14 protein-coding genes and 1 tRNA gene are annotated in these 14,880 nt (G+C 67.8%); 5 read left to right on the top strand and 10 right to left on the bottom strand.

The window, feature by feature from the left end:
* Positions 1–564, top strand: coding sequence for a nitroreductase family protein (locus tag AB4Y94_RS14810; RefSeq protein WP_441728681.1), 564 nt, complete (start codon positions 1–3; stop codon positions 562–564).
* Positions 565–672: 108 nt separating this feature from the next.
* Here the strand turns inward: AB4Y94_RS14810 and AB4Y94_RS14805 are convergent.
* Together AB4Y94_RS14805 and AB4Y94_RS14800 are read right to left on the bottom strand one after the other, a co-directional pair.
* A tRNA-Thr gene (locus AB4Y94_RS14805) sits at positions 673–745 on the bottom strand.
* Between the two features lie 239 nt (positions 746–984).
* Positions 985–1,902, bottom strand: coding sequence for a DsbA family protein (locus AB4Y94_RS14800; RefSeq protein WP_441728680.1), 918 nt, complete (start codon positions 1,900–1,902; stop codon positions 985–987).
* Positions 1,903–2,161: 259 nt separating this feature from the next.
* Here AB4Y94_RS14800 and AB4Y94_RS14795 point away from each other — a divergent pair, with 259 nt between their 5' ends.
* Entirely contained in the window at positions 2,162–3,259 is a 1,098-nt protein-coding gene (locus tag AB4Y94_RS14795) for an ABC transporter ATP-binding protein (RefSeq protein WP_441728678.1), read from the top strand.
* 94 nt (positions 3,260–3,353) lie between these two features.
* Here the strand turns inward: AB4Y94_RS14795 and AB4Y94_RS14790 are convergent, their stop codons facing one another.
* Positions 3,354–4,247: a hypothetical protein gene (locus AB4Y94_RS14790; protein WP_441728677.1), complete on the bottom strand. Its 894-nt coding sequence runs from the start codon at positions 4,245–4,247 to the stop codon at positions 3,354–3,356.
* 159 nt (positions 4,248–4,406) lie between these two features.
* Here AB4Y94_RS14790 and AB4Y94_RS14785 point away from each other — a divergent pair, with 159 nt between their 5' ends.
* The gene (locus tag AB4Y94_RS14785; RefSeq protein WP_441728676.1) at positions 4,407–5,708 is read left to right on the top strand and encodes a DUF4032 domain-containing protein; all 1,302 of its coding nucleotides are present in this window, start codon (positions 4,407–4,409) and stop codon (positions 5,706–5,708) included.
* Positions 5,709–5,875: 167 nt separating this feature from the next.
* On the opposite strand, the gene rlmB is transcribed toward AB4Y94_RS14785, so the two are convergent.
* The 4 genes from rlmB to AB4Y94_RS14765 form a co-directional block, all read right to left on the bottom strand.
* Positions 5,876–6,955 (bottom strand): 23S rRNA (guanosine(2251)-2'-O)-methyltransferase RlmB, encoded by a 1,080-nt coding sequence (rlmB, locus tag AB4Y94_RS14780; protein WP_441728674.1) that lies wholly within the window; start codon positions 6,953–6,955, stop codon positions 5,876–5,878.
* The gene (cysS, locus tag AB4Y94_RS14775) at positions 6,955–8,382 is read right to left on the bottom strand and encodes a cysteine--tRNA ligase (RefSeq protein WP_441728673.1); all 1,428 of its coding nucleotides are present in this window, start codon (positions 8,380–8,382) and stop codon (positions 6,955–6,957) included. Before cysS ends, rlmB begins: the two co-directional genes overlap by 1 nt.
* Complete coding sequence (gene ispD / locus AB4Y94_RS14770; protein WP_441728671.1) at positions 8,379–9,683, bottom strand: 2-C-methyl-D-erythritol 4-phosphate cytidylyltransferase; 1,305 nt, start codon at positions 9,681–9,683, stop codon at positions 8,379–8,381. Before ispD ends, cysS begins: the two co-directional genes overlap by 4 nt.
* 122 nt (positions 9,684–9,805) lie before the next feature.
* Positions 9,806–10,288, bottom strand: a complete 483-nt coding sequence (locus AB4Y94_RS14765; RefSeq protein ID WP_441728670.1) for a CarD family transcriptional regulator — start codon at positions 10,286–10,288, stop codon at positions 9,806–9,808.
* A 210-nt stretch (positions 10,289–10,498) separates the two neighbouring features.
* On the opposite strand from AB4Y94_RS14765, the gene AB4Y94_RS14760 reads away from it, so the two are divergent.
* Positions 10,499–11,023 (top strand): hypothetical protein, encoded by a 525-nt coding sequence (locus AB4Y94_RS14760; protein WP_441728667.1) that lies wholly within the window; start codon positions 10,499–10,501, stop codon positions 11,021–11,023.
* Positions 11,024–11,110: 87 nt separating this feature from the next.
* Here AB4Y94_RS14760 and AB4Y94_RS14755 read toward each other — a convergent pair whose 3' ends face one another.
* Positions 11,111–11,791, bottom strand: coding sequence for a response regulator (locus tag AB4Y94_RS14755; RefSeq protein ID WP_441728666.1), 681 nt, complete (start codon positions 11,789–11,791; stop codon positions 11,111–11,113).
* Entirely contained in the window at positions 11,788–13,146 is a 1,359-nt protein-coding gene (locus tag AB4Y94_RS14750; protein WP_441728664.1) for a sensor histidine kinase, read from the bottom strand. The genes AB4Y94_RS14755 and AB4Y94_RS14750 overlap by 4 nt, the downstream gene beginning before the upstream one ends.
* A 182-nt stretch (positions 13,147–13,328) precedes the next feature.
* Here AB4Y94_RS14750 and phoU point away from each other — a divergent pair, with 182 nt between their 5' ends.
* A complete protein-coding gene (gene phoU / locus AB4Y94_RS14745; RefSeq protein WP_441728663.1) occupies positions 13,329–13,985 on the top strand; it encodes a phosphate signaling complex protein PhoU in 657 nt (218 codons plus the stop codon).
* A 117-nt stretch (positions 13,986–14,102) separates the two neighbouring features.
* Here phoU and AB4Y94_RS14740 read toward each other — a convergent pair whose 3' ends face one another.
* Positions 14,103–14,855 carry a phosphoglyceromutase gene (locus AB4Y94_RS14740; RefSeq protein ID WP_441728662.1) on the bottom strand — a complete coding sequence of 251 codons (753 nt, stop codon included), beginning with the start codon at positions 14,853–14,855 and terminating at the stop codon, positions 14,103–14,105.
* Positions 14,856–14,880: the final 25 nt, after the last annotated feature.

Raw genomic sequence — 14,880 nt, 5'->3', positions numbered from 1 at the left:
GTGCCTGCCGACACGCCCTCTCCGCTGGCCGCCGCAGTCAGCACGCGTCGGTCGTACTCCAGGGTCACAGCGGATGCGCCATCGCGCGCCGAATTGATGCCCCTGGTGGCGCTCGCGGCTCAGGTCGCCGACCACGGCGCGCTGCGTCCGTGGCGGTTGATCGAGCTGCGCGGAGAGGCACGGGAGCGACTGGGCGAGGCGCTGGCCGCGGCATCCGGTCACACCGGGATGGATCGGGCCCGGCTTGTGGCGAAACCACTGCGTGCGGAGTTGCTGATCGCCGTCGTCGCCTGCCGACGTGACAGCGCCAAAGTGGCGGACTGGGAGCAGGACGTCGCCGCGGCCGGCGTCGGCCATGCGCTCAGCCTGCTGCTCGACGACGCCGGCTGGGGAGTGATGTGGCGAACCGGGCCGCACACCCGCTCCGCCGCGGTGCGCGAAATGCACGACCTGTCCGCCACCGAGGAGCTGCTCGGGTGGCTCTACGTGGGCGGCATCCCGGACGACGCCCGGCCGGCGCCGCGTCCGCCGCTCGCACCCGAGGACTTCCTCACCGCGCTCTAACCGCCCTTCCCCTCGCCGAAAACGCATTCGTTGGGGTTATGCGGGCTTTTTAGGCCCAACAAGTGCGGGTTCGCGGGGGCAGGTCGCGGGGAGCGCAGGGCTTCAGGGGGCCGGCCACGGGACTTGAACCCGTAACCCCCGCTTTACAAGAGCGGTGCGCTACCAATTGCGCCAGGCCGGCATGAGGCGCACGGCGCCTCGACCACCCATCCTAAATCACGATCGGCACCCACCATGATCACGGATGCGCTCGGTGGGTACCCGAGAACGCACCGGCACCCGAAAACGCAGCGGGCACCCGATATTTCGGGTGCCCAGCGGATCATCGCGCGCCCGGGACGGATCACCGGCACGGCGCCCGGGACGGGTCACCGGCACGGGTCACCGCGACAAGGGCCGCGTTTCGTGAAGACGCGGCGGTTAACCCGCTGCCGGGGTGGGCGTGGGAGTCGGGCTCGACGTGGAATAGGTCTCGCCGGCGGCCTGCAGCACGAACGAGGCGAATTCCTTCGGGTCGTCGAGAGCGCCCACGTACTGCTTGCCATTCACCAGCACTGTCGGGGTGCCGGTCACGGCCGGGATCGACGAGTTGGGCAGTGGGCCGGTCAGGGCACGGTCGGTGGCCGCGAGCACCCATGACTTGTACTTCGTGTCGTCGATGCAACTGTTGATCTCGGAGAGGGCGCTGCTGACGCCCGACGACTTGACGACCGCCTTGATCTCGGCGTCACTGCGCCCGGCGGTTCCCTCCTTCGGCTGGTTCTGGAACATCGCCGCGCTGAACGCGTAGAAATCGTTGGGGGCGTAGTTCGCCACGCAGGCCGCGGCGTTCGCGGCTCGAAGCGAGTACTGGGTGCCCGCAGACTTACTGGTCAGGATGGAGATCGGGTGGATTTCCACGGTGGCGGCACCGGATTCTACCCACTTGGCGATCTGGTCGCTGTTGGTGGTCTCGAAGTCGCCGCAGTAGGGGCAGAGGTAGTCGACATAGACCCGGATGTCGGCGACGGTGCCGGTCGAGTCGGGGGTGGATGCAACGGGTTTGGCTTCGGGTTGCAGGGCCGGGGTGGTGACGGCCTTCATCTGCTGTCCGATCAGGATTCCGTCGCTGGCCATGTTGCGGGGGCCGGGGCCGGCCGGCCGGATGGAACTGGTGATGGCGAAGACGACGACGGCGATGATGGCGACGGCCACCACGACAATGCCACCCTGGAGCAATACGCGGTTCCGGCGGTCCTTCTTCTTCTGATTCTCGCGGAGCTCCTTGGCCTTTTCACGGGCCGCCTCGCGACGCTGATTCTTCGAAGGACGACTCTCGGTCGGTCCGCCAATGCTCATGGATATCGCTTCCGGCTCAGTGGGGGTACGGGCAATGTGGGTGCAAACGCCCTAGCGATACTAAAACGCCTGTCTGGGAATCGACCAAACGAGCGCTGAATGCGGGTCGGTCCGGTGCCCCCAGTTCGAGTCGTGGCATCGGCCTGACCCATGGCATACTGAAAACTGATAGTCGCTCGCTTCGGCGGGCGGCAATCGCATTAATCCATTCACTCGGATCGTCCGGCACGTACCTGCCGGTGAAGGAGAAAACAGAATCATGGCTTCAGTCACGTTTGACAAGGCAACCCGGCTTTATCCGGGTTCCACCCGCCCCGCGGTGGACCAGCTCGACCTCCAGGTCGCCGATGGCGAATTCCTGGTCTTGGTCGGCCCGTCCGGTTGCGGCAAGTCCACGTCCCTGCGCATGCTCGCCGGCCTCGAAGAGGTCAACGACGGCAACATCTTCATCGGTGAGCGCAATGTGACGGATGTCCCGCCGAAAGACCGCGACATCGCCATGGTCTTCCAGAACTACGCCCTGTACCCGCACATGACGGTCGCCGAGAACATGGGCTTTGCGCTCAAGATCGCCGGCGTCAACAAGGACGAGCGCGCCACCCGCGTGCTCGAGGCCGCCAAGCTGCTCGACCTGGAGCCGTACCTGGGCCGGAAGCCGAAGGCCCTCTCCGGTGGCCAGCGCCAACGCGTCGCCATGGGCCGCGCGATCGTGCGCCAGCCGCAGGTGTTCCTGATGGACGAGCCGCTGTCGAACCTCGACGCCAAGCTGCGCGTTCAGACCCGCACCCAGATCGCCTCCCTGCAGCGCCGCCTCGGCGTCACCACGGTTTACGTCACGCACGACCAGACCGAGGCGCTCACCATGGGCGACCGCATCGCCGTGCTGAAGGACGGCCTGCTGCAGCAGGTTGGAACTCCGCGCGACCTGTACGCCAAGCCGAACAACGTCTTCGTCGCCGGCTTCATCGGCAGCCCCGCCATGAACCTGCTCTCCGCCGACACCGTCGACGGCGGCATCAAGTTCGGCACCTCCACCATCCCGGTGCAGCGTGACACGCTCGCCGGTGTGGCCGGCAAGCAGGTCACCATCGGCATCCGCCCCGAGGACATCGTGCTCTCCAGCACCCAGGGCGAAGGCCTCGCGGTCGACGTCGACCTGGTCGAGGAACTCGGCGCCGACGGTTACCTGTACGGCCACTCCACCATCGAGGGCAAGCGCACCGACATCGTCGCCCGCGTCGATGGGCGCTCGCACCCGTCGGCCGGCGACAAGGTGTACCTCACCGCGACGCCGAACCACCTGCACGTGTTCAACGCGGAGTCCGGCGAGCGCCTCGGCGGCGCCGTCACCGACTAGGCATCGACCGATCTCGACAGGCTCGATCACCGAAGGTGGTCGAGCCTGTCGCCGTAGTCGAGCCTGTCGGTGGTCGAGCCTGTCGAGACCCCACCTACGGAATCCACACCGTTTCGGTCGCCACACTGATGCTCGCCACGTCGCCGAGTATCGACGCCCACAGCTTGATGTCGTCTCCCGGCTGCTTCACGTACGGATGCCCCTGGCCGTCGGTGCAGACGAAACTGACCTGCACTTCGAAGGCGACACCGATCCCATAGGTGTGACCGCCCTGGAGTTGCATCCTGACCGACAGGTCGTTGAAAGCGTGGCGGGTCGAGACGATGGCCGATCCGCCGGCGCCGCTCTCCCGGAACGAGAACAGGGATCGCGATCCGAATGGCCTGAGCAGTTCCCACACCCCGGTCACCGGATTGATCTCCCAGCCTGCAATGTAGACGGTTCCGCTGTAGCTGAAGTTCGAGTACCCCGCGGAGGTTCCCGGCAGGTACCACCAGTGGTGGTTGGCGACCAGGTCGATGTCAGCGCTGACCTTGACGGTGGAGAGGGTTGCCTGCGGGATGACCTGGACTCCGGTGCCGGCCGCACCGGTGTAGTCCGCGCCCAGGTCCGACACATTCACCCAACTGAACAGGTGTCCCGTCTTCTCTGAGGCGGCGCTGGCGGTCGGCTGCGGATCTGTCCACGAGTACCGGTACCTGTGGTCGGCTGGTGGTTCGGTGAACCAGTACTTGGACGCGTCGGCCTCCGATGGGATGTACAGCGCTGCCGGCCAGGCCAGTGTGAAAGCCGGGCGGTCGGTGAAGAAACGCGAGAACAGCGCGTCCCGGTAGGTGACGACGCCGTCCAGAGAACCGTCAAGGATGTGAAGTTCGAGCTCCCGGTGGATCTTCTCGAACTCCCGATTGCCGGCCGAGCCGAATGAACCGCTCGGGCCCCCGGCATCGGCGACGTCTCGGCCTTCGTGTGGTTCACGCCCTGACGCCATGATTGCGCCTTCTTCCTGCACCGGTGGCTTCGAAATGCTGGTGGCACGAGCGTAGCGGCGCACCCGGGGCCGGGCTAGCCCCAGTTCCGCATCACGGCGCCGCGGCCGAACCGCTCGCATCCGCCGCACCGAGTCGGCAACCACAGTTAGGCTCGAACCATGAGCGGTTCCCTGAACATCACCTCCGCCACGGCGGACCCGGCCCTGCTCGACTTGCCCTGGCACCTGCCCCTGGACGCCTGGCCGAACGAGTTCATTGCGTCACTGCCCAAGGGCATCTCCCGGCATCTGGTGCGTTTCGCGCACCTCAGCGGTCGCGTCGTCGCGATCAAGGAGACCACGAGCGAAATGGCGAAGCGGGAGTACGAGATGCTCCGCACCCTGCAGGGACTGGAACTCCCCTGCGTCGAACCGCTCGCGGTGATCACCAACCGAGCGGATGAGGACGGCGAGCCCCTGAATTCGGTACTGGTCACCCGGCACCTCAAGTTCTCGCTGCCCTACCGCGCGCTGTATTCGCAGACTCTCCGTCCGGAGACCGCCACCAGGCTGGTCGACGCGCTGGCCGTGCTTCTCGTGCGGGTGCACATCGTCGGCCTGTTCTGGGGCGACGTGTCACTGTCGAACACACTGTTCCGACGCGATGCCGGGGCCTTCGCCGCGTATCTTGTCGACGCGGAGACCGGGCAGCTCTACCCCGGCGGCCTCTCCAACGGTCAACGCGAGAACGACCTCGAAATCGCCCGGGTCAACATCGCCGGCGAGCTGATGGACCTTGAAGCCGGAGGGCGGGTCGCCGACGAACTCGACCCGATCCGGGTCAGCAACGGCATCGTGGCCGCGTACCGGGTGCTTTGGAAGGAGCTCACCGGATCTGAGTCGTTCTCCAGCTCAGAGCGCTGGCGTATCACCGAGCGGGTTGAGCGGCTGAACAACCTGGGGTTCGACATCGAAGAACTCGGCATCAAGATCGGCGAGACCGGCACCACGGTGCGGATCCAGCCCAAGGTGGTCGACGCAGGGCACCACCAGCGCCGGTTGCTGCGGCTCACCGGCCTTGACGCCGAGGAGAATCAGGCCCGACGGCTGCTCAACGACCTCGACTCCTACCGCGCGTCGTACGGCGGAGCGGACTCCGACGAGGAGATGATGGCCCACGAATGGCTGGTGCGCGTGTTCGAGCCCGTCGTGCGCGCCATCCCGAACGACCTCAAGGGCAAGCTGGAACCAGCGGAGGTGTTCCACCAGCTGCTCGACCATCGCTGGTACATGGCGCAGAACCAATCCCGCGACATCCCACTGGCCGAGGCGGTCACCTCCTACGTGCAGGACGTGCTCCGGCATCGCCGGGACGAGGCGACGGTGATCGCCCCACCGACCGAATCCATCACCGTGCCCATCGCCGTCCCCGGCGGCGCGGGTGCCGACGAGCCGGAGGCCGACTGGCGCCTGAACGTCTGAGGACACCCAGGCGGCCAGGCCGCGCAATGGCGTTCAGCACGCGCCGTGGCTGCGAAACGGGACCCATGCGCGGCGCGCGGGCTGAACGCCGATTCGCGCCATGAATTCATCGCGCGTCACGGCGTTGAACCCGCATTACGCCAGGCGGACCTGCTGCCCGGGACGGACTACGCCCTCGACTCCGCACGCAGCCGCGACACCTCGTACAGGGTGACGGATGCCGCGATGCCGGCGTTCAGGCTCTCGGTGCCGGAGCTGATCGGGATCGACACGATCGCGTCGCACGTCTCGGTGACGAGGCGGGACAGGCCCTTGCCCTCGCTGCCGACAACGATGACGACCGGGCGGTCCGCCAGCGCGAGACCCGGCAGGGACACGTCGCCGCCGCCGTCGAGGCCCAGCACGAACACGCCACGCTCCTTGAGCGCCTTGAGCGTCTGGGTGAGGTTGGTGGCCATGGCCACCGGGGTGCGCGCTGCCGCACCGGCCGAGGTCTTCCACGCCGACGCGGTCACGCCCACCGAACGACGCTGCGGCACGATGACCCCGTGCCCGCCGAACGCGGCGGTCGAGCGGATGATGGCGCCCAGGTTCCGCGGGTCGGTGATGCCGTCGAGCGCGACGAACAGTGGCTTGTGGCCGCGGCTGATGGTGAGGTCGAGCAGTTCGATCGGGTGCGCGTACTCATATGCTGGCACCTTGAGCGCGAGGCCCTGGTGCACGGCGTCGCGGCCGGCCAGCCGGTCGAGCTCGGGGCGCATGACCTCGAGGATCGGGATGTTGCGGTGGTTGGCCAGGGACAGCACTTCCTTGACCCGCTCGTCCATCTCGATGCGGGTGGCGATGTAGAGCGCCGACGCCGGGATCTTGGCGCGGAGCGCTTCGAGTACCGAGTTGCGGCCGGTGACCACTTCATGCTCGTCGATCTGCTTCGCCTTGCGGGTGGACGTTCCGCCGCCACCGGTGTTGCCGGTGCCGCGCGAGCCGGGCCGCGAGCCGCTGCGCGGTGCGCCCTGCGCGTCATCCCTGGACGCGCCGGCGGCCCGGCGTCCGCCGCCGCCGGCCGCGGCGTACCGGTCCTGGGCCAGCTTGCGCTTGCCGGCGGGGTGGTACGGGCGATCCTCGGCCTTGGGAGTGGGCTTCTTGCCCTCGAGCGCCTGGCGCCCCTGTCCGCCTGAGCCGACCTGCGCTCCCCGGCTTCCCTTGCGCACGGCCCCGGCGCGGGGCTTTCCGCCTGTGTTCTTCATCAGTCAAAACTCCAATGCGCACCCGTTGGGGTGTCTTCGATAGTGATTCCGGCGGCGACGAGTTCGTCCCGGATTCGGTCTGCGGCCGCGTAATCGCGGGCCTGCCTGGCGATCTCCCGGTCGTCGAGCAGTCGCTCGACGAGGGCGGTCAGTGCGACCATGGCCGGTTCATCCGTTGATACAGCCCATTGGGGCGACAACGGGTTGATCCCGAGAACTTCGCTCATTGCGAGCACCTGGCCCCGAGCGGATGCCGCCGCGTGCAGGTCTTCGGCGTCGAGCGCGGCGTTGCCGGCGCGAACCGTGTCGTGAAGCACGCCGAGGGCTTGCGGAACGGCGAGGTCGTCGTCCATGGCCTTGGCGAATTCGTCCGGCACGATTTCGACGCCGGAACCGGCGAACCGGGTGTCGGCGAGGCGCCGGTCGGCGCGGTCGAGGAAGCTCTCGACGCGTTCGAGTGCGGCTTCCGCCTCGAGGAGGGCGCCGTCATGGTAGTCGATGGTGGAGCGGTAGTGCGCGGCGCCGAGGTAGTAGCGAACCACGATGGCGCGCGCCTGGCTGAGCAGCTCCGCGGCGTAGATCGAGTTGCCGAGCGACTTGGACATCTTCTGGCCGCTCACGTTGACCAGGCCGTTGTGCACCCAGTAGTTCGCGAAGCGGTCGCCGGCGGCTTCGGACTGGGCGAGCTCGTTCTCGTGATGCGGGAAGCGCAGGTCGAGGCCGCCGCCGTGGATGTCGAACTGGGATCCGAGGTAGCGGGCAGCCATCGCCGAGCACTCGATGTGCCAGCCCGGCCGGCCGTCACCCCACGGCGACGGCCATGACGCGGACGCGGGTTCGGTGGATTTGTGGCCCTTCCACAGGGCGAAGTCCCGGGGATCGCGCTTGCCGCGGGGGTCGGCGTCCGGGGCCGCTTCCATGTTCTCGGGCTTCTGGCGGGTCAGCGCACCATAGGCGGGCCAGCTCACGGTGTCGAAGTACACGTCGCCAGAGGCGTCGGCCGCCGGGTAGGCGTGGCCGTTCGCGACGAGGCGCCCGATGATGTCCTGCATCTGCTGGATGCTGGCGGTTGCACGTGGTTCGTAGGTGGGCGCGAGGATGCCCAGGCGCTGATAGCCCGCGGTGAACTCGAGCTCGTACCGGTAGGCCAGCGCCCACCACTCCTCGGCGGTCCCCGCTGAGCCTGTCGAAGCGTTGATCAGGATCTTGTCGTCGATGTCGGTGACGTTGCGCACGAAGGTGACGTTGTTGCCGCGATAGGTCAACCAGCGGCGCAGCTGGTCGTAGACCAGGGCGCTCCGCAGGTGGCCGATGTGGGGGGACGACTGCACGGTGGGACCGCAGACGTAGATTCCGACCTGGCCCGGCACGAGGGGGGTGAAGTCGCGAAGGCCTTGGGTCTTCGAGTCATAGAGTCGCACAGTCACGCGTCCCAGCTTAGGTGAGGGCTGCCGGCGCCCGGCAGGCCGGGAAGCCGGTAGACCAGCGCCGTGGCGATGGCGGCGATGCCTTCGCCGCGCCCGGTGAAGCCGAGGGCATCGGTCGTGGTGGCCGACAGTGACACCGGAGCGTTCAGGATTCCGCCGAGCAGCGCCTCGGCTTCATCGCGTCTCGGCGCGAGCTTCGGCCGGTTCCCGATGACCTGAACCGACACGTTGCCGACCCGGAAGCCGGCCTCGCCGACCCGCCGCAGGGTCTCCCGCAGGAAGACCTCACCGTGGGCGCCGGCCAGGCGTGCGTCGGAGGTGCCGAACACGCCGCCGATGTCGCCGAGGCCTGCGGCGGACAGCAGCGCGTCGCAGACCGCGTGGCTGACGGCGTCGCCGTCGCTGTGCCCGGCCAGGGCCGGCTCACCCGGCCAGTGCAGGCCGGCGAGCCAGAGACCGGCGATGGACGCGGCATCCGCTGCGCCGGGTGCAGGATCCCGCGTCGTCGCGGGGGCGACGGCGAACGCGTGCACATCGACGCCGGTGCCGACCCGGGGCGCCGCACGGTCGGCCGCGGCATCCGGTGCACCGAGATCGGCGGCGAGCAGCAGTTCCGCGCGACGGAGGTCCCACGGGGTGGTGATCTTGAAGGCCAGCTGGTCACCGGCGATGACCTGGACCGGGTGGCCGGCCGCCGCGACCAGCGCGGCGTCGTCGGTCACCGCGTCGGTGAGGTCGCCGGCGGCGGCCACAACCTGGTCGAGGAGGTCGCGGGGGAAGCCCTGCGGCGTCTGCACCGCCGCCAGCTCTGAACGGTCGACGGTGCCGAGGATCCTGCCGTCGGCATCGACCTGTTTGATGGTGTCGATGACGGCGAGTCCGGGGACGATGCCGCTCCCGGTGGCGCGCACGGCCGCGACGACAGCGTCGAACTGGGCGGCGGGCGTGAGCGCGCGCGCCGCGTCGTGCACCAGCACACAACGGATGCCGTCAGCCACGATCGCGAGTCCCCGTGCGACCGACTCCTGCCGGCTGTCGCCACCGGCCACCACGCTGACGAGGCCCGAGAGCGGCCCGGCGACCCGGTCGGCGATCGCTCGCGCGTCACCCTCGAGCGCCGGCGGTGCCACCACGATGACCTGCGCGGGTTCGCTCATCTGGAACACGCCGGTGAGGGCGTGCTCGAGCATCGGGCGTCCGTTGACGGGCTGGAAGGCCTTCGGCCCGGCCGCGCCCAGCCGGGTACCGCTGCCGGCGGCGACCACGATGACCGCGACAACCGGGGCGGGGGAAACAGTCATGTCAGGAGGCTATCTGGTGAGGTGTTCGGGGGCGGATGGACAGAACGGGAACGCAGTACGGCGCAGTGCGGAGCAAACAAGAAAGGCGGCACCTGCCGGCGCCGCCTTCCCTGAAATCTGGACTACGAAGCAAGAACCTCATCGAGAACGCTGGACGCCTTCTCTTCATCGGTCTTCTCGGCCAGGGCCAGTTCGGAAATGAGGATCTGGCGGGCCTTGGCCAGCATCCGCTTCTCGCCGGCGGACAGGCCGCGGTCCTGGTCACGGCGCCACAGGTCGCGGACAACCTCTGACACCTTGATCACGTCACCGGAAGCGAGCTTCTCGAGATTCGCCTTATAACGTCGTGACCAGTTGGTGGGTTCTTCGGTGAACGGCGCGCGGAGTACGTCGAACACGCGGTCGAGGCCTTCCTGGCCGATCACGTCTCGAACGCCGACCAGGTCGACGTTCTCGGCGGGAACCTCGATGGTGAGGTCGCCCTGGGTGACATTGAGCTTGAGGTAGAGCTTCTCTTCTCCCTTGATGATCCGCTTTTTCACCTCGGTGATAGTTGCAGCACCGTGGTGGGGATAAACGACGGTTTCGCCAACCTCAAAAAGCATGTATCACTTTCCCTTCAGCAACGTCTAGGATACCACACCCCGAGGTGGTAGGGTTCGCGCAGCCCGCGCCCGAGCCCGCGCGACACCGCCCGCATCCGCCCGGCCAGGCCGCTGCCCGCCCCTCCCGCGGCTGCGCCGGTAGGCTAAACTCAAAGCGAATCTGCAGCGCCCCAGCCATCCCGGCTCGGCGCTGAACTGTGTGGAGGTCTTGTGAGGGCGCGTATCGCGGCATCCGTCGTACTGGCGGCTGGCATTCTGTTGGGAACCAGCGCCTGCGGATTTTTCGCGCCCCAGGCCACCGCGATCCACTATGACGCCAGCGACGGGGTGAGCGGCAACGTCGGCGACATTGCCATCCGCAACGCCTTGCTCATCACCGACAACGACGGCGCCGCGAACTTCATCGTGACCGTGGTCAACCAGGGCGACAAGGCGCAGAGCCTCAAGGTGCAGTACAAGGCCGGCGGCGAGAAGGTCACCCGCAGCATCAATGTGCAGGGCAACGCCAGCACGAGCGTCGGCACCGACTCCCCCACCCTGACCTTCGATGACTTCGACGGCGCGCCCGGCTCGCTGTTCCCGGTCTTCCTGCAGTACGGGGAGTCGACCGGTGTGGAGCTGCTGGTGCCGGTGCTCGACGGCACACTCGCGCAGTACGCCACCCTGGTTCCGACGCCGGAACCGACTCCGGTTGCAACCATTACGCCGACGCCCACCCCAACCGTCGCGCCGTAGCCCCTCCTTCACCCCGCCGAATACGCAGTAGTTGGGATTATGACCTCGTCATAACCCCAACTACTGCGTTTTCGCGAGCACGGGTGGCTACGCTTCGAAGCGGTACCCGAGGCCACGCACCGTCACCAGCATGACCGGCTCCGACGGCGTCGCCTCAATGCGTGAGCGGATGCGCTTGATGTGCACGTCCAGGGTCTTGGTGTCGCCGAAATAGTCGGCTCCCCAGACCCGGTCGATGAGCTGGCCACGGGTGAGCACCCGGCCGGCGTTCCGCATCAACAGCTCGAGCAATTCATATTCCTTCAGCGGCATGGTCACGACCTCGCCCGAAACCGAGACGGTGTGGCGTTCGATGTCCATCGTCACCGTGCCGGCGGTCAGAATGTTGTCGTCGTCGGCATCGGCATGCGTTCGCCGCCTCATCACGGCGCGGATGCGTGCGAGCAGTTCGCGGGTCGAATACGGCTTGGTCACATAGTCATCGGCGCCGAGCTCGAGCCCGACCACGATATCGATCTCGGAGTCCTTGGCGGTCAGCATGATGATCGGCACCGACGAGCGGGTCCTGACCTGCCGGCACACCTCGGTGCCGGGCAGGCCGGGCAGCATCAGGTCGAGCAGGATGAGGTCGGCGCCGGTGCGGTCGAACTCCTCGACCGCGGTCAGGCCGTCAGCGGCAACCGTGACCTCATAGCCTTCGCGTTCGAGCAGGTAGCTCAGCGGTTCACTGAGCGCGATCTCGTCTTCGACGAGAAGGATGTGGGTCACGTGTTGGCTCCTGATGCGGGGGTAGGGGTGGGGGTGGACTTCCGGGCCTTCTTGGCGCGCTTCTTGGCAGCCCTGGCAGCCGCCTCCGCGCCGTCCTGCGCCCGGACGGATCCGACCGGGCCGGCGTCGGCGCCGTCTCGGTCTCGCCTCCCGTCGATGGCATCCGGCCCGTCTGTTGACGTGAGCCCGGCGACTCCGTCGAGCGCGTCGAGGCCGTCGACCCCGTCGAGTCCATCGATGGCCTCGGGCAGCCGGAGGGTGAAGGTGGACCCGCGGCCTTGCTGTGACCACACCCGCACGTCGCCGCCGTGGTTCTGCACCACGTGCTTGACGATCGCGAGCCCCAGCCCGCTGCCCCCGGTGTTCCGGGCGCGCGCCTGGTCGACGCGGAAGAACCGTTCGAAGACGCGGTCGATATCAGCTTCCGGGATCCCGACGCCCTGGTCCGTCACGGCGATCTCGACCACGCCCTCATGGCGCCGCACGCCCACGCCGACCCGCGAATGGGCCGAGGAGTACAGCACCGCGTTGGCGACGAGGTTGTGCACCGCCACCACCAGCAGCGCCTCGTCACCGTACACCCGCGTGCCGGTCTGGCGGCCCACCGCGATGGTGATGCCGCTGGCACGGGCCACCACCTGGCTCTGGTCCACAGCCTGCGCCACGACTGAGTCGATGTCCACCAACTCGGCGTGTTCGAGCGCGTCGTGGGCCTGCAGCCGCGAGAGCTCGATGATCTCCTGGGTCAGGCGCCCGAGGCGCCCGGCCTCCGTCGCGAGCCGGTTGGCGAACCGTCGAACCTGAACCGGTTCATCCGCTGCCTGCTCGAGCGCCTCCGCGAGCAGTCCAACGGATGCGATGGGGGTCTTCAGCTCGTGGCTGATGTTGGCGACGAAGTCGCGTCGCACCTCATCGAGCCGGAAGGATTCGGTGCGGTCCTCGGCCAGGAGCAGCACGTAGCGGGTGCCCAGGGTTGCCAGCCGCACCCGGAACCGCATGTTCGCGTCACCGAACGGGCCGCGGGAGAGAACCAGGTCCTGGGTCACCACTTCGCCGGTGCGGCGCACCTGGGCGGCGAGGTCGAGCAGTTCGCTGTGCACCAGGTGCTGGTTCCAGACCAGGCCCAGCGCGAGGGCACCCGGCGAGGCCTTGATCACGTTATTGGAGGGGTCGAGCACCACGCCGGCCGATTCCAGGGCGTCGAGGGCTTGGTCGATTCCATCGGGAACCGCCGGGTTCACCACCGCTGCCGCCCGCTCGCCGTGGCGCGCTGCGGCGTGGAGGAGGGCGACGAAACCGGCGCCGACAGCGAGGCCGAGGGCCAGCGACAGCAGCACCAGCCAGGAGGATTCCATTCCTCCAGATTAGTGACACATCGCGTGGGCCCCGCGACTCTTCGCCCTCGGCTCAGGGTACTTTAGGAAGTGTTCAGTCCCGCGGCACCTGCCGTTAACCTGTCCCGGACATGATGAGCCGGGGCCAGGCGGGTCTCATGGGCCTGCGTGCGAGAGCGGCGGCCAGGAAGGACCACAAAACCATGCGTGAAGTATTCCAGCAGGAGCTCGCCGAAGTCCAGGAGCGCCTGGTTGAGATCGCGGGCCGCGTGGCCGTCTCCATCGACAAGGCCACCCGCGCGTTCAACGAATCCGACGTGACCCTCGCCGAAGAGGTCATCGCCGACGACCACAAGATCGACGCTCTCACGGTGGAGCTCGATGAGCTGGCGATCACGATTCTGGCCCGGCAGCAGCCGGTGGCCCGCGACCTGCGCATCGTCGTGAGCGCGTTGCGCATCAGCGCGTCCCTCGAGCGGATGGGCGACATGTCGACCCACATCGCGCAGCTGGCCCGTTACCGTTTCCCCGACAAGGTGGTTCCGAAGAGCCTGCGTCCCACCTTTGTGGAGATGGGCGCCCTGGACGTGGCGATCGCCAATATGCTCACCGAGCTCCTCACCAACGAGGACATGCACCTGGCCGAGACCATCCGCAACGAGGACGACAAGGTCGACGCCCTTCACCTCAGCGTGTTCGACGCCGTACTCGGTGAGGCCTGGAAGGGCGAGGCCACCGACACCGTGGACGCCACCCTGGCCAGCCGGTACCACGAGCGCTTCGCAGACCACGCCGTGTCGATCGCGAAGAAAGTGCAATACCTGGGCACCGGCGACTGGCACCCCGTCTCCAACCCCTGACCCTTTTCCCCTCCCCCGTCGCCGAACCCGCACTTGTTGGGTTTATGACCCCGTCATAAACCCAACAAGTGCGTTTTCGCGTGAGCGTGAGCGGGGGCGGGGTGCGGGCAGAGGGGGCTACTTCTTGGCGCCCTGGGCGGCGACCGCGGCGGCGCCGGCGGCAGCGGCCTCCGGGTCGAGGTACTCGGCCGGGCTGAGCGGCATCAGGTCTTCGCCGAGCGTGTAGACCAGGGGAATACCGGTCGGGATGTTGAGGTCAGCGATGTCTGCGTCGGAGATCCCGTCGAGGTGCTTGACCAGGGCGCGCAGCGAGTTGCCGTGCGCGGTGACCAGCACCTGCTTACCCGCCCGCAGGTCGCTGGAGATGTCGGACTCCCAGTACGGAAGCATCCGCTCGATGACGTCTTTCAGGCACTCCGTGCGGGGAAGCTGGTCGCCGAGCCCGGCATAGCGGGGGTCGCCGACCTGCGACCACTCGGCGTCGTCGGCCAGCACGGGCGGCGGCACGTCGAACGAGCGGCGCCACAGCTGGAACTGCTCCGGGCCGTACTTCTCCAGGGTCTCCGCCTTGTCCAGGCCCTGCAACGCACCGTAGTGGCGCTCGTTCAGGCGCCAGGAGCGCTTCACGTCGATCCACAGCCGGTCGGCTTTCTCCAGCGCGAGGTCGGCGGTCTGGATCGCACGGGTGAGCACCGATGTGTGCACGACGTCCGGAGTGAGGCCAGACTCGGCGATCAGCTCGCCGGCACGGGTGGCCTCGGTCACGCCCTGGTCGCTCAGCCGAACATCCACCCAGCCGGTGAAGAGGTTCTGCTGGTTCCAGAGGCTGTTGCCGTGGCGGAGGAGGATGAGTGTGTAAGGCGCTGACATGCCTCCAACTCTACCGATGACCGCC

Origin of the sequence: Glaciibacter sp. 2TAF33 (assembly GCF_052114945.1) — a bacterium.
Lineage (GTDB): Bacteria > Actinomycetota > Actinomycetes > Actinomycetales > Microbacteriaceae > Cryobacterium.
This window is presented reverse-complemented; position numbering and strand designations above follow the sequence as displayed.